We start from the raw sequence: 18,583 nt of genomic DNA, 5'->3' as shown, positions 1-18,583 counted from the left end.
CTCAGACGCGGGCGGCGATGGCGTCGGCCAGCGCCACGGTGCGCTTGGCCATCTCGGCGTGCAGCAGCTCCACCATGCGGCCGTCCAGCGTGATGACGCCCTTGCCGGCGTTCTCCGGCAGCGCGAAGGCGGCGATGATGGCGCGGGCGCGCGCCACTTCCGCCTCGGGCGGGCTGAAGGCGCTGTTGCAGGGCTCGATCTGGCTCGGATGGATCAGCGTCTTGCCGTCCATGCCGAATTCGACGCCCTGGGCGCACTCGGCCTTGAAGCCGTCGAGATCCTGGAACTGGTTCCACACGCCATCGAGCACGTCCACGCCATAGACGCGGGCGGCGGCCACCACCAGGCTCAGCCAGCCCACCATGGGCGCGCGGCCGGGCACGAGCGCGGCACGGGTTTCCTTGGCGAGATCGTTGGTGCCGAGCACGAACACGGACAGGCGGGTCAGCGGGTCCTGCGCGGCGGCGGCGATGGACTTGATGTCGAGGATCGCCAGCGGCGTCTCGATCATGGCCCACACGCGCGTGGTGGCGGGCACGTCCAGCGCCTTGAGGCGGCGGCCGACCGTGACGAGCTGTTCCACCGACTGCACCTTGGGCAGCAGGATGGCGTCGGGCGTCGCGGACGCGGCGGCTTCGAGGTCGTCCGAACCCCACGGCGTATCGAGGCCGTTGATGCGGATGACGACCTCACGCGGGCCGAACCCGCCGGCCTTCACTGTCTCCACGATGCGGCCGCGGGCTTCCACCTTGGCGTCAGGCGCAACCGCGTCCTCAAGATCGAGAATCACCGCGTCGGCGGGCAGGGTGCGCGCCTTTTCCAGCGCGCGGGCGTTGGAGCCGGGCATGTAGAGGACGCTGCGGCGCGGACGGATGGACGCGGCGGAATTTCCCTCGGACATGACGGCTCCTCGACCGATGCGGCGGGCGGCGCCCGCACTTCTCTCAGCAAATCGGTAAAGCGCCGCTTGGGCTTTGAAAAGCGGATTTTGCCGCGCTGCGGCACCGCTCCGGCTGGCGGTGCCCGGCCCGCCGGTGCTCAGCGTGCGGGCGGCGCTACAGGCGGCTCGGCACCCGGCGGCGGCCAGGTGAAATCGTCCGCCCGTCCGCGCACGGGGGGCGGTGCGACACCATCCTTGAGCACCTTCGCCGCCGACATCGCGCTGGTGGACACCTGCACCGCATCGGGGCGCGGCGCGTCACGGCCGGTCGTAGGGGCGCCGGCCAGAGCGGCGGGGCGTGCCGGCCCGCTGGTGGCGTCCGGCGTCGGCGCGGCCTTCGCGCCGGCGCTCTCCTCCAGCATGCGGTTGACGTCCTTCTGCACGAAGAAAGCGAGCTTGCGCCCGCCCGCGCGGGTGAAGCGCACGCCGTCATTGAATCGCAGGCGCCGGCGCTGGCCATCCACCGCGGGGCCGTTCGCCATGTATTTCCCGTCCTCGTCGACGAAGCCGTCCCACACATTGGCGAACGTGAACCCGGCCCGGGCCACACGGGCCCGCAGGATCTCGTTCAGCTTGGCATAATCGTCGGAGAGCTGGCCGCTGGCGACAGGGGCGAGGCCGACCACGATGACCCGCCCGGCCTTCTCACGCAGGGCGGCGAGCACCTCGTCCACGCGCTTGCCGTAGAGTTCGTTCCAGCGCTCGGTCAGCGGCTCGGCCTGGCTGTCCCCGTCCTTGATGGGCTGGAGATCGTCCGAGCCGAGGGCCACTACGGTTACCGAGGGGCGGGCGGCTGCGATGGCGTCGGGCAGGCGCGTCAGCCAGTCCACCGGAGTCGGCAGGAAGCCGCTTTCGTCAACCGTATTATCGACGATGGCGATGCGTTGGCGCTCGGGCACGTAAGAATCGGCGAGGCCCTGCGCCAGCTGGCCGGCGAGGCGGTCGCCAAGCACCAGCACGAACTGGCTCGGCGGCACGCGCTTGCCCTGGCTCGCGGCATCGGCGGAGCCATAGACCACGCCCGTCGGCTCGGCCGGAGCCTGGGGCTTGGCCTGCTGGGGCGGCGGGGGAAGGAGATCGGGCTGGGGCTGGAAGGGCCACCAGCCGGAATTCTGGGGTGGCCGCTGTTGCTGCTGCTGCTGCCGCTGCTGAGGCTGCGGATTGCCGCGCGGCACGTTGGCGGGGGGCCGCAGGAAGAAGAAGAAATCGTTTTGCGCGAAGGCCGGGCGAGAGGCATCGGCGCAGAGCATCAGGCCAGTGGACAGGGCCAGGAGGACGAGGGCGGCCCGGCTCGGCCGTGCGCGCAGTCGGGCGCGCGCCCGGCCATGGTTGAAAGAACGAATGTCTGCGGCGCGCCACATGCCCTAGCAATGGACCAGCGCGGCGGCTCAATCAAGGCGTCCGCGAAGCGGGGCTCGCGGGGGCGGGGGCAATCCGTGCCTGTAGGCCTCTCGCGGCTGGCAAGGAGGCGTGGTCCCGGCTGGAGTCTATCGCGCGGCCTTGGACGGCGCGGGCATGAAAAAGGCCGCCAGAGGCGGCCTTCGAGAACATTGGAAATCGGAAGATGGCTTCAGCCGAACTCAGTTCAGCTTGGTCTTGACCTCGCCGATGGCGTTCGAGATCAGCCGGTCGGCCACGTCGCCCGTGGCAGCGCGGCCGAGAAGCACTTCGGCGGCCTTGGCGGCGGCTTCGGCAGCGATGGCCTTCACGTCGGCCACGGCCTGATGCTCCGCCTGGGCAATCTTGTCCTCAGCCATCTTGGTGCGACGGGACACAAAATCCTCAAGCTTGGCCTTGGCCTCGGCGGCGAGACGCTCGGCCTCTGCCTTGGCTGCGGTGACGATGGATTCGGCCTCGGCCTCGGCCTCGCGCTGCTTGCGCTTGAACTCAGCGACGAGCTTTTGCGCCTCTTCCTTGAGGCGGCGCGCTTCTTCCAGCTCGGCCGAGATACGCTGGCCGCGGCTGTCGAGCGCGGAGGCGATCGCGCGGTGCGCGCCGGCATAGATGAGGATGCCGACGAAGACCACGAAGGCGATGGCGACCCAAAGTTCAGCCAGTGACATCTCGTTCATAACGTGGTCCTCGGGTCCGTCTGCGTCAGCCCGGTCGGCCTGCGCGACGTTGAAACGTCAGGGGCTCGTCAAGAACGCAACCCGATCCGGCGCGTTCGGAATTCCAGGCCCGGCAGCCGTGACGGCCGCGGGCATCGCGGCCCTCAGGCCGCGTCCTTCTTGGCGAGGGCGCCATCGACCGCCTGCTCCACCTCGTGCTGAGCGGGGCTCGTGCCGATGAGGGTGGAAACAATGGCACCGGTGGCGTCCACGGCGATGCCCTTCACATGGGTGAGGGCCTCGGTCTTGGTGGAGGCGATGCGCTCTTCCGCGGAGGCCAGCTTGCTGGCGAGATCCGCTTCCAGAGACTTGCGATTGGTGTCCTGCTCGGCGCTGAGACGGTTGCGCGTCTCACCGGCGATGGAATTGGCCTTGGCGCGAGCCTCGGCGAGGGCCTTCTCGTAGGCCGCCTGGGCGGCCTCGCTGTCGGCCTTGTGCTTCGCCGCCTCCTCAAGGTCATCGGCGATGCGGTCGTGACGCTCTTCCAGGATGCGGCCGATGCGCGGGAGGGCGATGCGGCTCATCAGGAAGTAGAGCAGGCCGAAGCTCAGGGCGAGCCACAGCAGCTGCGAGGCGAAGGTGGTGCCGTCGAAAGGCGGAAAATGGCTCTTGTTGCCATGGCCCGCATCCGCATGCCCCGCTCCGGGAACTGCGGCGGCAGGCTCGTGTGTTCCGTGCCCGGCTGCGCCGGTGGGCGGAGCCGCCTGCGCGACCACGGCCGGCTTGCCGGCAGGATCGCTCGCCGCCGAGACGGGAGCGCCCATCAGGACCGCACCCGCAAACGCCAGCGCGACAGTCACTTTCCACGACTTCATCATGGCTTGCCCGCCTTCGCACCTGTCGAGGCAACGGCGCCTCGGCACAGGGTGTCAATCACTGCGCCCGGGCGCCTGGCGCCCGGGAGACCTCTTCCGTCGCGCGCCTGAAATCAGGCCACGAACAGCAGGACGAGGGCGACGACGAGCGAGAAGATGCCGAGACCTTCCGCGAGGGCCGCGCCGATGAACGCGCGGGCGAACTGGCCGTCGGCCGCCGACGGGTTGCGCAGGGCGCCGGAAAGGAAGTTGCCGAAGATGTTACCGACGCCGACACCGGCGAGACCCATGCCGAGGCAGGCGAGACCGGCACCAATGTACTTACCAGCTGCGGGATCCATGGACTGCTCCTTCAGAAAACTCGAGTTGGGGAAACGGCGGAACGGCGAGGCGACGTCCGGGTCAGTGACCCGGATGGATCGCGTCGTTGAGGTAGATCGAGGTGAGCACCGCGAACACGTAGGCCTGCAGCACCGCCACCAGAAGTTCCAGCGCGGTGAGCGCCACGATCATCAGGAAGGGCAGCGTCGCGCCGAACCAGCCGGCGACACCGGCCGAGGCCAGGCCCACCACGAAGAAGGCGAACACCTTCAATGCGATATGGCCGGCCAGCATGTTGGCGAAGAGACGCAGCGACAGGCTGATGGGGCGGGAGAGGAACGAGACGACCTCGATCACCACCAGGAAGGGCAGCAGGAACGCCGGGACGCCAGACGGCACGAACAGGTGCAGGAAGTGGGTCCCGTGCTTCATGAAGCCGTAGATGATCACGGTGCCGATCACCAGCAGCGCCAGAGCGGCGGTGACGATCAGGTGGGCCGTGACGGTGAAGGTGTAGGGGATGAGGCCCACCACATTCGCCACCAGCACGAACATGAACAGCGAGAACACCAGGGGGAAGAACACCATGCCCTGGTTGCCGGCGCTGTCGCGCACCATCTTGGCGATGAATTCGTAGCTCATCTCCGCCGCCGACTGCGCCCGGCCCGGTACGAGGGTGCGGCCGCGGGTGGCGTAGGTCAGGAAGAAGAAGATGATCGCCACGATGCCGAACATGAACACGGCGGCATTCGTGAACGAGAATTGCACGCTGCTGAAATTCAGCAGGTCGACATAGCGCTTGATCTCGAACTGGTGGATCGGATCGACGGTCATCCGAACACGCCCCCTGCCATCGCGGCCTCGGCCGCTGAACCCAAGATCACGGCCGAAGCCGCCAAATGCATCAACAGGACGCAATCCGTCGCCGGACCCACCCCAATGACCCGGGCGGCTCGCGCCACCCCGAAAAACTCGTCCCGCCCGCGCTTCCGTCGAGGAGCGCCCGTCAGGACTTGCCGGAGCCGATCTTCCGGCCTTCGCCGGAGACTCTCAGCATGTTCACCACGCCCGCGGCAAAGCCGACCAGCGTGAACACGATCAGCCCCCAGGGCGTGATCGAGAAGAAGCGGTCGATTCCGTAGCCGATGAGAGATCCCACCAGAACGCCCGACACAAATTCGGCACCCAGCCGGAAGGCAAGCGCGACGCCAGATTTGGACGAAGTATCCTGCCCTTTCGGGGCCGGCACCTCGGTTTTGGCACGCACCTGGCCCAACGAAGAGTTGAGCTGCTCAAGCCTCGCGGAGAGCTCGGTATCGCTGGGCCGGGAGCCTGCCGCCCCGTCCGGTCCGCTTTTGCCTCGCGAGGAGGTGTCGTCAGGTCCGGACATGGCGCAAGTTCCTGGCTCCGGTGGAGGACAGCAGCCCTCCCCCTCGAACCGCGGCGCACCATAGTTGCGTCAAAATTGGGTGTCAAGGCGGCCGCACTAGGTATCAAGTTTTTGAAAATAAAAGAGAAAAATGTGGCTGCGACATCGTGCTTCGCCGCTGTGCTGCCGTTCCGGGCGAAAGCGTGCGCCCACCGCCTTCCGCATGGGCGGCCAGGCCGCGCAGGAAAGGCCGCGCTCAAGCCTCTGCGGGGTCGCTAGACGGCCTCGCGCAGGCGCTCGGCGCTCTGCAGATCCACCGACACCAGACGGGAGATTCCCCGCTCGGCCATGGTCACGCCGAACAGGCGATTCTGGTGGGCCATGGTGATGGGATTGTGCGTGATGGTGAGGAAACGCGTGTCGGTGAGGCGCGTCATCTCCTCCAGCAGGGTGCAGAATCGCTCGACGTTGGCGTCGTCGAGCGGCGCGTCCACCTCGTCCAGCACGCAGATGGGCGCGGGATTGGTCAGGAACACCGCGAAGATGAGCGCCATGGCGGTCAGCGCCTGCTCGCCGCCGGAGAGCAGCATCAGCGTTTGCGGCTTCTTGCCGGGCGGCTTCGCGATGATGTCGAGGCCGGCTTCCAGCGGATCGTCCGCATCGGTGAGGACCAGTTGCGCCTCGCCGCCGCCGAACAGCGTGTCGAACAGCTTGCGGAAATGCCCGTCCACCACGGCGAAGGAGGCCTGAAGCCGTTCCCGCGCCTCGCGATTCAGGCTCTGGATCGCGGCGCGCAGGCGGCGGATGGCCTCGTTCAGGTCGTCGCGTTCGGTGGTGAGTCGGGTGTGCTGGGCTTCGGCTTCCTCCAGCTCCACGTCGGCGCGCAGGTTCACGGCGCCGAGGCGCTCCCTGTCGCGCTTCGCCCGCTCCAGCGTCGCCTCGATGGCCGCGACATTCGGGGGAGGGGACGAATCGCTGATTCCGGCCTGCTCTCGGGCGAGGTCCGGCGGACCGTCAAGGATGTCGGCAATCTCGCGCTGGAGATCGTCGCGGCGCTGGCGGGCGCCTTCCAGCCGGGCGTCGGCGCGGGCGGCCTCGGCGCGGGCGCCGGACATGGCCTCCAGCGCCTCGCGTGCGGCCCGGTCTGCAGCGGCGAGCGCCTCCTCGCCCTCGGCGAGGCGGTCGGCGGCCTCGCGTCGGGCGGCCTCCGCCTCTTCCAGCGCATTCATCAGGGCGCGGCGGCGGCGGATGAATTCGGAGGGCGCTTCCTCGATCTCGGCCAGCTCGGCCTGCGCCTCCGCTTCCCGGGCGGCGATGGCGGCGAGGCGCTCCCCGGCACCGCCGGCGCGCTGGCGCCAGGAGCGTTCCTCGGCGGCGATGGCTTCCAGGCGACGCATGCGCTGGGTGGCATCGCGCCGCAAGGCATCGAGCCGGGCGCGGGCCTCCGCCACGGCGGCGCGTCGCTCGGCCGTCTCGGCACGGGCGCGGGCCAGATCCGATTCGAGCACCTGCGGGGTGTCGAGCGCGGCAAGCTGGCGCTCGGCGTCCGCGAGGGCCGCTTCCGATTCGCTCCGCACGGCGGCGAGGCGGTTGCGCGCCTCGGCCAAAGCGGAAAGGCGGGCGAGATGCTGGGCGGCGCGGCGCTCGGCTGCTTCCAGCGTGGCGCGGCTCGCCTCGGCGGCGCGCTGGGCGGTGCGGCGGGCCTCGCGGGCCATGGTTTCGGCCTCGGCGGCCTGCCGCAGCACGCTCTCCCGATCGGCGAGGGTGGCGCGCACCTCGTCGAGATGCGCTTCCGCCACGGCCGCCTCGGCCTCGATGTCGGCGAGCCGGTTGCGCTCGGCGAGGCGGCGGGCGGCGGCGGTGGGGGCGTCGGCGGCGGCCACCACGCCGTCCCAGCGCCACAAGTCGCCCTCCATCGAGACGAGGCGTTGCCCGGCCTTGAGTCGCGCCGCCAGCGCCGGGCCGTCGGCGCGGGCCACGATGCCCACCTGTGCTAGCCGACGCGCCAGCGCCGGGGCGCCGGAGACAAATCGGGAAAGAGGCTCCGCGCCTTCAGGCATGGCGGGGTCGGCCGAATCGATGATTGCCCCAGACCAGCGGGCAGGGGCGGCCCCGTCCACCGGCAGATCGAGATCGTCACCCAAGGCCGCACCCAGCGCCGTCTCATAGCCCTTTGCGACGGTGACGAGGTCGGCCACCGGCGGGAAGCGTGCGTCGGAGGACTGAAGCACCTTCGCCAGCGTTCGCGCCTCGGTCTCCAGACGGCCGAAGCGGGCCTGCGCCTCAGCTAAAGTCGGGCGCAGTTCCTCCATGGCGCGGCGGGCGAGGGTGTGCGCCACTTCGGCGTCGATGCTGGATTCCTCGGCCTCGGCCAAAGCGTCGCGGGCGGCCTCTGCCTCCATGCGCAAGCCTTCGAGGGCGTCAGTGCCGGCCTGCTGCTTGAGGCGGCTTTCCTCCGCCTCCACCGAGGCGCGCTCGGCGGCGTTTCGAACCAAACGGTCGCGTGTCTCCCGCAGAAGCTGCTCCAGCGAGGCGCGCCGGGCGCCGAGATCGGCGAAGTGCGCGGTCTTCTCCTCCAGCGCGCGCTCGGCCTCCTCCAGAAAGGCGGCGGCCTCTTCCTGCATGTCGGTGGCGATGGCCTCGCGCTCGGCCGCCTCCTCCTGCTCGAAGCGCAGGTTTTCGGCCTCGGTGGCGAGACGCTCCAGCACGCTTTCGGCATCGTGGGAGAGTGCCTCCTCGCGGGCGGTATCCTGTGCCAGCTGGACGAGGCGGCGCTCCAGTTCTCCCTTGCGGGCGGCGAGGCGGGCCTCCTCGGCGTCCAGCTCCTGCCGGGCATGGGTGAGGCGCTGAAGCGCGGCGGCGGCTTCCGCCTCCTTCTGGCGTAGAGCGGGCAGGGCGTGGGCGGCGAGGGCCTGGAGGCGCGCGGCTTCGGCCTGAAGGCGTGTGTGCTCGGCGCCGTCGTGCCTGGCGGCTTCGACGGCCTGCTCGGCGTCGGCCAGCGCCTTCGTCACGTCCTGCCAGCGCAGCCAGAGCAGGGTCGCCTCGCACTGGCGGATCTCGGCGGCCAGCGACTTGTAGCGCACGGTCTGTCGCGACTGGCGGCGCAGGCTGTCCACCTGCGTTCCGAGTTGGGTGATCACGTCTTCCAGCCGCAGCAGATTTTGCTCTGCCGCCTTCAGCCGGGTCTCCGCCTCGTGGCGGCGGGCGTGGAGGCCGGCGACGCCGGCGGCCTCTTCCAGGATGCGGCGGCGGGCATTGGGCTTGGCGCCGACGATCTCGCCGATCTGCCCCTGCCGCACCAAGGCCGGGGAGCGGGCGCCGGTGGAGGCGTCAGCGAAGATGAGCTGCACGTCGCGGGCGCGCACATCCTTGCCGTTGATACGGTAGCTCGATCCGGAGCCGCGCTCGATGCGGCGGACGATCTCCAGCTGGTCCCACTCATTGAACGCGGCCGGGGCCGTCCGGTCGGAATTGTCGAGGTGCAGCACCACCTCGGCGGAATTGCGCGCCGGCCGCCCCGTGGTGCCGGAGAAGATGACATCCTCCATGTCGTTGGCGCGCATGGCTTTGTAGGAGCTTTCGCCCATCACCCAGCGCAGCGCCTCGACGAGGTTGGACTTGCCGCAGCCGTTCGGCCCCACGACGCCGGTGAGGCCGGGCTCGATCAGGAGATCGGTGGGCTCAACGAAGGTCTTGAAGCCCACGAGCCGCAGGCGGTCGAACTTCATGCCGCGATCTTGGCTGTGGGAACGGGGACGGTCATCGGCGCGGGGTGTGCCAGCCTTTCCGGTGGAGGTCAAACCAGCGTGCATGGGCCGTCGCCCCTGCGCAAGCCTTGGCCCGCCAACGATCCACAAAGGGTCATCGCTGTGGCGGCGGGAGATGCACGCAGATGCGCCTCATGGTTGCGCTGACGCCTCCTGCCTTACCTTCCCGGCCCGAAAGGGGTACAAGGCGGCAAGCGCCGCATTGCGTCGGTGCGCCGGCGCCCCATTTATGGGGAGCCCCCCGGCTGCGCGCCTTCGGGCGCCGCGGGGAACGATTTTCGGGGATTGCGACACATGCTGCTCAATCAGGCAGGCGCCATGGGTGCCAAACCGGCTGCGGGTTCGGACAGCGCCGGCGGCGACATCATCGAGACCACCACCCAGACCTTCATGGCCGAGGTGATGGAGGAATCGAAGCGACGTCCGGTCCTCGTGGATTTCTGGGCGCCTTGGTGCGGCCCGTGCAAGACGCTGACCCCGGTGATCGAGAAGGTGGTGAAGGCCGCCAAGGGCAAGGTGCGCCTCGCCAAGCTCAATATCGACGATCATCCGGTGATCCCCGGCAAGCTCGGCATCCAGTCCGTGCCCACCGTCTATGCTTTCGTGAACGGCCAGCCGGTGGACGGCTTCATGGGCGCGCTGCCCGAGGGGCAGGTGAAGGCGTTCATCGACCGCCTCCTCGGTCCCGCCACGGACGGGCTTGAGGAAGCCCTCGCGGCCGCCGAGGGCGCGCTGGCGGATGGCGACCTCACCGCAGCCGCGGAAATCTTCGCCGGCGTGCTCGGCGAAGAGCCGGACAATCTGAAGGCGCTCGCCGGGCTCGTGCGTACCCAGGTGGCGGCCGGCGCGCTGGAGCAGGGGAAGGCGACGCTGGCGCTGGCGCCTGCCGACAAGGCGAACGATCCGTCCATCGCCGCCGCCCGCGCCGCCCTTGATGTGGCAGAGCAGGCGGCCTCTCTCGGCGACCTCGCGACGCTTCAGGCGAAGCTCGATCTCGACCCCGCCGACCATCAGGCCCGCTTCGACCTCGCGCTCGGCCTCAATGCCAAGGGCCGGCGGGAGGACGCGCTGATCCACCTGCTCGACATCGTCAAGCGCGACCGCTCGTGGAACGAGGATGCGGCGCGCAAGCAGCTGGTTCAGCTGTTCGAGGCGTGGGGCCCGACCGATCCACTCACCCTTTCAGGCCGTAAGAAATTGTCAGCGATCATGTTCGCCTGAGAGCGCGGCCTTCCTGTCCGGGGCGGGCGCGTCTTTCGATCGTTTGGGTCGATGCGCTTTCCCGATGCGGATGGAATTTCGCTCGCAGGCGATCGAAAAGGATTTTTTTCGTGGCTGCCAACCGCAACTACCTGGCGCCGGCGGACATTCCGCTGGTGATCCCCGTATTTCCGCTAACCGGCGCGCTGCTGCTGCCGCGGGCGGAGCTGCCGCTCAACATCTTCGAGCCGCGCTATCTGGCGATGGTGGACGATGCGCTCGGGGGCGCGCGGCTCATCGGGATGATCCAGCCGGACGAGGCGGCGCCGGCCAGCGCGCGCGGCCCGGCTGTTCATAAGGTCGGCTGCGTGGGGCGGCTCACCCAGTTCGGCGAGACCGGGGACGGGCGCTACCTAATTACCCTGAGCGGAATCTGTCGCTTCCGGGTGGTCGAGGAGATGCCGGTGACGACGCCGTACCGCCAGTTCCGCATCGATACCGGCACGTTCGCCGAAGATTTCGATGTCTCGGCCGGCGAGGCGGAGGTGGATCGGGATGCCGTGCTTGCCGCCCTCGCGGCCTTTCTCGACGCGAACAAGCTGGAGGCGGACTGGGATGGCATCCGCCAGGCCGGCACCGAGACGCTGGTGAATGCGCTCTCGGTGATGTCGCCCTATGGCGCGCTGGAGAAGCAGGCGCTGCTGGAGGCGGACAATCTCAAGGCGCGGGCGGACATGCTGGTCGCGATCACCCAGATGATGCTGGCCCGCATGCCGGGCGACGGCGAAGGCTCGCTCCAGTAGCTCAGGGTTCCACCGCGAAGCGCAGCCGTCCGGCCGGCGCAAGCGTGCGGGCGTCGAAGGTGCGGATCTCGGTCGCGCCGTTGAGCTCGATGGCCACCACCACCACGTCGCCGGAGACGGCGGTGGAGACGATGCGGCTGCCCTTGGGAAGAAGCGCGGTCATTTCGCCGGAAGCGAGCGGTTTCGCCCGGATCATGCGATAACCGATCACGCCGAACACGGCCGCCACCCCCAGCACCATGACCAGCATGGAGATGCTGGAGAAGCGGCGGAACTTGCGGATCACGCGCTCCTGCTCCGGCGTCAGCGCCTCTTCGGGGGTGTCGATCTGGGGCGGGCGGTGGAACATGAGGGGCCGGGGCTCCTGACGGGACAAGAATGAACGCGAAGACGACCGAAGCTGCCCTTGCCGACGGCTTCGACGACCTCACCGATGAGATCGGGCCGGACGAGACCGGTCAGGACGCAGGCGCGAGCCTTATCCTCGCCGTCGCGCCCGAGGATGCGGGCCAGCGGCTGGATCGCGTCCTGGCACGCCTCGCGCCCGAACTCAGCCGCACCCGCATCCAGCGTCTCGTTGCGGAAGGGCAGGTGTCCATCGGCGGGGGAGTGGTAGGGGACGCGGCCGCGAGGGTCAATGCCGGCGAGGTCTACACTCTCACCCTGCCGCCCCCCGAGCCGGCCGAGCCGGTGGCCGAAGACCTCCCTCTCACCATCGCCTTCGAAGACGATCACCTCATCGTCATCGACAAGCCGGCGGGACTGGTGGTGCATCCGGCGCCGGGGCATGCCTCGGGCACACTGGTGAATGCGCTGCTGCACCATTGCGGCGACAGCCTGTCGGGCATTGGCGGAGTGCGGCGGCCGGGCATCGTGCATCGCATTGACAAGGATACGTCTGGGCTCCTGGTGGTCGCCAAGTCGGACGCCGCCCACAAGGGCCTTGCCGCCCAGTTCGCCGACCACGGCCGCACCGGGCCGCTGGAGAGGGCCTATCTCGCCTTCGTCTGGGGCGCGCCCGAGCCGAAGGGCAGGGTGGATGCGCCCATCGACCGCCATCCCACGCACCGCCAGAAGATGGCGGTGCGCGGGTCCGGCCGCCATGCGGTGACCCATTGGGACGTGCTGGGCACCTTCGTCGGCAAGAACGGCGCGGAGGTTGCGAGCCTCATCGAATGCCGTCTGGAGACCGGGCGCACCCACCAGATCCGCGTCCATATGGCCCACGCCGGCCACCCGCTCCTCGGCGACGAAGTGTATGGCCAGGGCTTCCGCACCAAGGTCTCGCTGCTGCCGGACGAGGCTCGGGCCTGCCTCGCCGCCCTCGGCCGGCAGGCGCTGCATGCGGCGCGGCTCGGCTTCGCGCACCCGGTGACGGGCGAGGAATTGTCGTTTGAAAGCGCGCTGCCGCAGGATCTTGCGGATCTGGAGGCGGCGCTGCGCGACTGATCGCGAGCGTGCAGAAACGCAATCCGCTCTCGCAGCGACGTGAGAGGATGAAACCTATCCGCGCCCCATTCGTATCTATATCATCATGCGTCGCGGTCGGCGTCATGCGGCCGCACAGGCGGCTGCCCGGACGGGGGCCGCGGGAGAAGGAGGCCTCGTGATGGCCCAGCAGAAGTCCATGTCCATTCCCTCCGCAGAGGGCGGGCTTTCTCGGTACCTGGAGGAAATCCGGCGGTTCCCCATGCTGGAGCCGCAGGAGGAATATATGCTCGCGAAAAGCTGGCGCGAGCACGGGGACCGCGACGCCGCTCACAAGCTGGTGACGAGTCATCTGCGCCTCGTGGCCAAGATCGCCATGGGATACCGCGGTTATGGCCTCCCCATCTCCGAGGTGATCTCCGAAGGCAATGTGGGGCTTATGCAGGCTGTGAAGCGGTTCGAGCCCGAGAAGGGCTTCCGCCTCGCGACCTATGCCATGTGGTGGATCCGCGCCTCCATCCAGGAATACATCCTGCGTTCGTGGAGCCTCGTGAAGATGGGCACCACGGCGGCGCAGAAGAAGCTGTTCTTCAACCTGCGCAAGGCCAAGAGCCAGATCTCCGCCCTGGAGGAGGGCGACCTTCGCCCCGATCAGGTGAAGCAGATCGCGACCAAGCTCGGCGTCACCGAGCAGGACGTGGTGGACATGAACCGCCGCCTCTCCGGCGACGCCTCCCTCAACGCCCCCATCCGCGAGGAGTCGGAGGGCGGCGAGTGGCAGGACTGGCTGGTGGACGAGCGCCTCGACCAGGAGGAGCAACTTGCGGAGAGCGAGGAACTGGACAATCGCCGCACAGCCCTGTCCGGCGCCCTGTCCGTTCTCAACGATCGCGAACGCCGCATCTTCGAGGCGCGCCGCCTCTCCGATGATCCGATGACGCTGGAGGACCTCGCTTCCGAGTTCGGCGTTTCGCGCGAGCGTGTGCGCCAGATCGAGGTGCGCGCCTTCGAGAAGGTGCAAAAGGCGGTCGTGGACCGGGTGCGCAAGATCGAGGCCCATGAGGCGGAGGCGATCTCCGCCTGATCCTTGACCTCGCGAGTCGCGTCTTCGTCGCCGGGCGGGGTCCGCAGAGCGCGGCCCATGTCCTTTGGGGGCTGTCGCGTTCGTGCTGAGAATCCTTGCCGGGTCACGCTGTCACATTAGGGCTGCTTCGGCCAGGGTTCGCCTGAATTGACGCACACGGCAGTCGATCAACTCTAAGTAATTGCTCCTCGAAGAAAAATCGGTCCAAAACGGCAAGGTTTGGATCGATCTGATCTGGATCGGTCCCACCTAGCATGATACCTGCCTAGCTCAACTTTGATCGGCTTCGACAGAGGCCCGCCGTGCCTGCTGATTGTTTCCTGGCGTTAGGAGCGTCAGCCGCGGCGGCGGGATGGCACTCGGGTATGCTGGACGTTGCGGTCATTATCGTCGATGACGACAAGGATTTCCTTGGTGAGGTGCGGCAAGGACTTGCCCTTGAGAACCTGTCGGTGGTCTGCGCTTCGTCTCCGCTGACCGCGCTCGACATCATCGAGCAGAATCTTGCCATCCGCGTCCTGGTCACCGACCTCTCCATGCCCGGTCTCGACGGGCTGGAACTGATCCGTCGCGTGGGCGAACTGCGTCAGGCGCCGCAGATCCTGCCCATCGTTCTCACGGGGAACGGATCGCTGGACAGTTGCATTGCCGCCCTGCGGATGGGCGCGGTGGATTTTCTCCAGAAGCCGTTGGAAATCGCCAGTCTCGCGGCAGCCATCCGGCGGGCGCTCGATCTTTCCCTGCAGAAGTGGCGGGCGGCGACCCTGCTCGACGATCCCCTGGCGCTGCTGCGTCTGCTGGATCGCCTGCGCATGGACCGCAAGCGCGTGCTTCCCAGCGTGGCCGGCGGGGATGCCGCCTGGGAAATGCTGCTCGATCTCGCCATGGCGCAGGCTGCCGGCCGGCAGGTTTCCGTCTCGGCGCTGTGTGCCGGTGCCGGAACCTCAACCACCACCGCGTTGCGTCGCCTGGAAGCGCTCGAGCAGGAGGGGCTGGTGGAGCGGCGCCCCGACCCCGAAGACCGGCGAAGGGTCTGGCTCCAACTCACCCACAAGGGCGGCGTGTCCGTCCGGCAGGCCGGACGGCGCTTCGCCGAGACACTTCGGGCGATGGTATGAAGTAAATTTCAATATGTGTCTGGATTATTTCGCTGCGATATCCGATCATCACAAATAAGGTCCGCTATGCCTAAAAATTTAGCTCCAGTTCTGGATGTTACGACAGAAATATGGACCTGATTACCATTGTGAAAATTTAGGTATAGAGGTACTTTCCGCTCAGTTAATTGGGTGGGGTGCCATGCGTGCAGCCGTGATTGCTGATGATGGCGGTCGTGTCATCAATCCTTCTCATCACGAGCGAGGTCTCGTTGCGGCCTGGCTCGGAAATGCCATCGGGACGTTTGTCGAGGTCGGCGCGGGTGACCCCATTCGCGGCAGCCAGACCTATCATCTCGAACTGAATGGCTGGCGCGGTCTGCTCATCGAGCCCTCCGCGGAGCTTGCCAGAGCCCTCAGGACGACGCGGAAGGCCGAGGTCGTCCCGGTCGCCTGCGCCGGTCCCGGAGCCCCGGCCACGCTTCAGCTCTGGCTCTTGGGATGGGAGGCGCGGTCGCACCTGTTTCCGGGCGAGCAGCCGAGCGGCGTGATGCAGGTCGAGGCCCGACGGCTCGACGATATCCTGACGGATGCGGGCGTGACCGGCTTCGACTTCCTCTCCATCGACGTGGGCGGCACGGAGGCGGATGTGCTCTCCGGCTTCACGGCCTCGCGGTTCCGGCCGCGACTTGTCCTGGTTGACGATCGGGTGCAGTTCGGCCGCAGCCGCCGCCTGCTCCGGGCGCAGGGTTATGTGCTGGTGCGTCGCACCGGTCACAATGCCTGGTTCGTGCCCCGTGCCGACAGCGGCATGGCGTTCGCGGACCGGATGGCCCTGGCATGGCACTACGGGCCGGCCCGCCTCGGGCGGCGGCTGTTGCGACGCGCCTTGGCCTGAGGCTGGGCGAGGGGGCGCTGGTCCTGATCCGATCAAGGTGAAACAACCCGATCGGTGAAGCGTCCTCGAACGCTCAAAAAGAGAACGCGTCATCCAAGCTGATCGCGCAATCAGATCGGCGCGTGCTCTAGCCGGCCGGCCCGGTCGTCGGCCTGGTCGCGGTCTCTCGGGCGATCTGCCTGCGCTTCAGCGCGGACAGCACGAACGACGCAGCCAGCATCAGCGCGACGCCGATGAAAATCCCCGCGAGACGTTCAAGCACCGGCATCAGCGCATCCGGTGGCCCTCCGTCCGTGATGAGTGCGGTGATGAAGGCGACGCCGCCCTGGGTGCCGATATAGCTCTGGGGCCCGCCGCCATTGTGCAGGCGGGAGAAATAGAAGATGCCGCCCGCCAGCACGGTCAGATAGACGACCAGATTGTCGAGCTGGAGCAGCAGCGCGGCAAGCCCGGCAAGCGCACCCAGGATGCAGCCGAGCACGCGCTGGCGTCCGCGCACCCGCATGGCGCCGAAGTCCTTGTCCAGCACCGCCAGCGAAGAGCCGATGGCCTGCGGCAGCGATGGCAGGTCGAACCAGGACCACAGCGCCACCATCGCCACCGCCGATGTGCCCGCCACGAGCCCGATATGCACGAGGTCGAGATCAGCCGGCTGCGCGGGCGCTGCCGGTTCACCGGGTGAGGCAGGCAACGCGGTCGCGGCCCGGTCGCTCCGGGGGCGGGCGGCGGCGTGAATGACGGCGCTTGCCACCACGCCACAGGCGATCTCCAGGAAACGGTTCTGCGCGAAGGAAAAGAGCGCGCCGGTCTCGACGATGCTCACCGCCAGCATCAGCATGAGCGTGATGGTGCCGTAGAACCACGCATAGCCGTAGCGGCTCCCGAACCGCAAATAGGAGCCGACCCCGCAGATGATGAACAGGGCCAGCGCCTGGAACAGCGGAATGCCCTCCAGCGCCACCGCAAGGACATAGCCGGCGGAAAGCCCCACCGCGGTGCCGGCGAGGCGCATGCCGGCCTTGCGCCAGAGCGCGGAAAAATCCGGGTTCGACACCACCCAGGCCGAGATCGCGGCCCACCACAGTCCCTGCAGCCCGAGCGCCGCCGCCATCAGCAGGGCGAGCACCACGCTCGCGGCTGTGATGAGGCCCTGCCGCGCGCTCCAGCCTGTCGCGGCCATGGGGTCAGAACCAGATCAGCACGCGGGCGTCGGCGCCGCGGTAGAGCGGCGCGCGCGCCGGCAGGTCGCCCATGTCGATGAGCACGGGGAAGCGGCGGGGCAGGCGGATCCAGTCGGTGCTCAGGGGCACGTAGGGGAGGGCACCATCCTCGCCGGCGGTGCGGGAGATGCCCGGCGAGATCGAGCGCACCGTGCCCCAGTGCGACCGCCAGGGATCGGAGCCGATGCTGAACAGCACGCTCTGGCCGGGCTTCAGCCGCGCCAGATGGCGCTCGTCCACCGCCGCGACGATGTGCCAATTCAGATCCGACACCACGGCCGCGAGGGGCCTGCCGGCGGTGGCGTAATCGCCGGTGCGCACCGTGAGCGGCGCGACGCGTCCCTTTACCGGGCTGACGATGCGGGTGCGGGAGAGTTCGTAGCTGGCCTTGGCGAGGGCCTGGGCGGCAGTCGCCTGCTCCGCCCGCCGCACGGTGACGAGGGTCTGCGCCACGGCGGCGAGGCTTTCCGCCTTCTGAAGGTCGGCGGCGGCGACCACCGCGTCCCGCCGCACCATATCCAGCGCCTCGGCGGAGATGTCGCCGGTCTGGGAGAGGGATTCGGAGCGGGTCTGCTGGCGCCGGGCGTTGTCGAGGGACGCGCGGGCGGCGGACACCATGGCCGTGCTCTCGTCGATCGCCGCCTCGGCAAGGCGAATGCGCTCGGCCGCCAGCGCGACCTGCGCCTCGGCGGCGCTGACCGCCAGCGCGAACGGCTCCCGCTCGATCTCGGCGAGCATCGCCCCGGCCGCGACCTGGGCGTCATCGCCCACCGCCACCTTGGCGAGGGGGCCGGACACCTCGGGCGCGACGAAGATTACATCCGTCGCCACATAGGCATCGCCCGTGTAGGCGAAGAACCGCACCGAGGTTTCGTAGACGAGGAACGCCAGCACCACGGAGCCGAGGATCGAGGCGATCACATGGCGTTCGACAAAGGACAGCAAAGGCGCCTCCCCACATGACCTCCGCAGGGCGCGGAGGTCAACCGCCCGCCGCGCTGGGGCGTGCCGCCGCTTGATACCCTTTGGGAACCCCTCGGCGCCAGAGCCGGACTTGAGAAGCTCCGGCGCCCTACGCCGGCTCAGCCGTTCCTGTCCTTGTTCTCCCCGATGGACGTGGCGATGTCGGTGAAGGTCGGGGCCGGGCCTTCCTGGCGATTGGTGGCTGCGCGCAGGAAGCGGATGGGAAACAGCACCCCTTCGGCCTGCCCCGGGCTTATGGTGCGGCAGGCGGCATCGCGGCGGCAGGCGTCCTCCGCCTCGGCGAGCGCCGTCTCGATCTCGCCGGATGTGAGGAGGCCCTTGTGCCGCATGGTCTCGAGTAGGCGTGACAAGGCGAGGAGCACGCCTTCCAATTGCAGGTTCGCGGTGTTCATGGGGTCCTCCGGACTGGCCCGGCGTTTCGCCGTCCAGCCATGCCAACGCTGCGGACCTCCCCCCGGTTTCCCCGCGCGCACCGCAGGTTCTCAATTGCACCGTTGCCGCATAGGATGTCAGCCCGCCCCGGCGCCTGCCCGCCACGCCCTGTTC

General features: G+C 68.5%; 18 protein-coding genes. 6 read left to right on the top strand and 12 right to left on the bottom strand.

Features of this window, described 5'->3' with window-relative positions; translation table 11 throughout:
• Nucleotide 1: 1 nt before the first annotated feature.
• From J2126_RS05230 to smc, 8 genes are all read right to left on the bottom strand, one after another.
• Nucleotides 2-901 (bottom strand): HpcH/HpaI aldolase/citrate lyase family protein, encoded by a 900-nt coding sequence (locus J2126_RS05230; protein ID WP_209484613.1) that lies wholly within the window; start codon nt 899-901, stop codon nt 2-4.
• A gap of 137 nt (nt 902-1,038) precedes the next feature.
• Nucleotides 1,039-2,301: an SGNH/GDSL hydrolase family protein gene (locus J2126_RS05225; RefSeq protein ID WP_209484611.1), complete on the bottom strand. Its 1,263-nt coding sequence runs from the start codon at nt 2,299-2,301 to the stop codon at nt 1,039-1,041.
• A 219-nt stretch (nt 2,302-2,520) separates the two neighbouring features.
• The gene (locus J2126_RS05220; RefSeq protein ID WP_209484609.1) at nt 2,521-3,012 is read right to left on the bottom strand and encodes an ATP F0F1 synthase subunit B; all 492 of its coding nucleotides are present in this window, start codon (nt 3,010-3,012) and stop codon (nt 2,521-2,523) included.
• A gap of 143 nt (nt 3,013-3,155) precedes the next feature.
• Complete coding sequence (locus J2126_RS05215) at nt 3,156-3,869, bottom strand: F0F1 ATP synthase subunit B (RefSeq protein WP_245327212.1); 714 nt, start codon at nt 3,867-3,869, stop codon at nt 3,156-3,158.
• A 110-nt stretch (nt 3,870-3,979) separates the two neighbouring features.
• Nucleotides 3,980-4,207, bottom strand: coding sequence for a F0F1 ATP synthase subunit C (locus tag J2126_RS05210; protein ID WP_209484607.1), 228 nt, complete (start codon nt 4,205-4,207; stop codon nt 3,980-3,982).
• Nucleotides 4,208-4,268: 61 nt separating this feature from the next.
• On the bottom strand, nt 4,269-5,021 hold the full coding sequence (locus J2126_RS05205; RefSeq protein WP_209484605.1) for a F0F1 ATP synthase subunit A: 753 nt from the start codon (nt 5,019-5,021) through the stop codon (nt 4,269-4,271).
• Between the two features lie 172 nt (nt 5,022-5,193).
• A complete protein-coding gene (locus J2126_RS05200; protein WP_209484603.1) occupies nt 5,194-5,577 on the bottom strand; it encodes an AtpZ/AtpI family protein in 384 nt (127 codons plus the stop codon).
• A 254-nt stretch (nt 5,578-5,831) separates the two neighbouring features.
• Nucleotides 5,832-9,284, bottom strand: a complete 3,453-nt coding sequence (smc, locus tag J2126_RS05195) for a chromosome segregation protein SMC (RefSeq protein ID WP_209484601.1) — start codon at nt 9,282-9,284, stop codon at nt 5,832-5,834.
• Between the two features lie 333 nt (nt 9,285-9,617).
• Here smc and trxA point away from each other — a divergent pair, with 333 nt between their 5' ends.
• Nucleotides 9,618-10,544, top strand: coding sequence for a thioredoxin (gene trxA / locus J2126_RS05190; protein WP_209484599.1), 927 nt, complete (start codon nt 9,618-9,620; stop codon nt 10,542-10,544).
• Nucleotides 10,545-10,654: 110 nt separating this feature from the next.
• Nucleotides 10,655-11,326, top strand: coding sequence for an LON peptidase substrate-binding domain-containing protein (locus J2126_RS05185; RefSeq protein ID WP_209484597.1), 672 nt, complete (start codon nt 10,655-10,657; stop codon nt 11,324-11,326).
• 1 nt (nt 11,327) lies between these two features.
• Here J2126_RS05185 and J2126_RS05180 read toward each other — a convergent pair whose 3' ends face one another.
• Nucleotides 11,328-11,675, bottom strand: coding sequence for a hypothetical protein (locus J2126_RS05180; protein WP_209484595.1), 348 nt, complete (start codon nt 11,673-11,675; stop codon nt 11,328-11,330).
• A 29-nt stretch (nt 11,676-11,704) separates the two neighbouring features.
• Here J2126_RS05180 and J2126_RS05175 point away from each other — a divergent pair, with 29 nt between their 5' ends.
• The 4 genes from J2126_RS05175 to J2126_RS05160 all read left to right on the top strand — a co-directional run bounded on the left by J2126_RS05175 (nt 11,705) and on the right by J2126_RS05160 (nt 15,833).
• Nucleotides 11,705-12,775: an RluA family pseudouridine synthase gene (locus J2126_RS05175; protein WP_209484593.1), complete on the top strand. Its 1,071-nt coding sequence runs from the start codon at nt 11,705-11,707 to the stop codon at nt 12,773-12,775.
• 160 nt (nt 12,776-12,935) lie between these two features.
• Nucleotides 12,936-13,838, top strand: a complete 903-nt coding sequence (gene rpoH / locus J2126_RS05170) for an RNA polymerase sigma factor RpoH (RefSeq protein WP_209484591.1) — start codon at nt 12,936-12,938, stop codon at nt 13,836-13,838.
• Nucleotides 13,839-14,203: 365 nt separating this feature from the next.
• Nucleotides 14,204-14,956, top strand: a complete 753-nt coding sequence (locus tag J2126_RS05165) for a response regulator (RefSeq protein WP_209484588.1) — start codon at nt 14,204-14,206, stop codon at nt 14,954-14,956.
• 181 nt (nt 14,957-15,137) lie between these two features.
• Nucleotides 15,138-15,833 (top strand): FkbM family methyltransferase, encoded by a 696-nt coding sequence (locus J2126_RS05160; protein ID WP_209484586.1) that lies wholly within the window; start codon nt 15,138-15,140, stop codon nt 15,831-15,833.
• Between the two features lie 127 nt (nt 15,834-15,960).
• On the opposite strand, the gene J2126_RS05155 is transcribed toward J2126_RS05160, so the two are convergent.
• From J2126_RS05155 to J2126_RS05145, 3 genes are all read right to left on the bottom strand, one after another.
• A complete protein-coding gene (locus tag J2126_RS05155) occupies nt 15,961-17,013 on the bottom strand; it encodes an FUSC family protein (RefSeq protein WP_209484584.1) in 1,053 nt (350 codons plus the stop codon).
• 4 nt (nt 17,014-17,017) lie between these two features.
• On the bottom strand, nt 17,018-17,998 hold the full coding sequence (locus J2126_RS05150) for an HlyD family secretion protein (RefSeq protein WP_209484582.1): 981 nt from the start codon (nt 17,996-17,998) through the stop codon (nt 17,018-17,020).
• Nucleotides 17,999-18,135: 137 nt separating this feature from the next.
• Nucleotides 18,136-18,429 (bottom strand): hypothetical protein, encoded by a 294-nt coding sequence (locus J2126_RS05145; protein WP_209484580.1) that lies wholly within the window; start codon nt 18,427-18,429, stop codon nt 18,136-18,138.
• Between the last annotated feature and the right edge of the window lie 154 nt (nt 18,430-18,583).

The organism is Xanthobacter flavus, from assembly GCF_017875275.1.
In the GTDB taxonomy this organism is placed as follows: Bacteria; Pseudomonadota; Alphaproteobacteria; order Rhizobiales; family Xanthobacteraceae; genus Xanthobacter; species Xanthobacter flavus_A.
The sequence above is the reverse complement of the archived record's forward strand: the minus strand, read 5'-3'. Positions and strand labels throughout refer to the sequence as shown.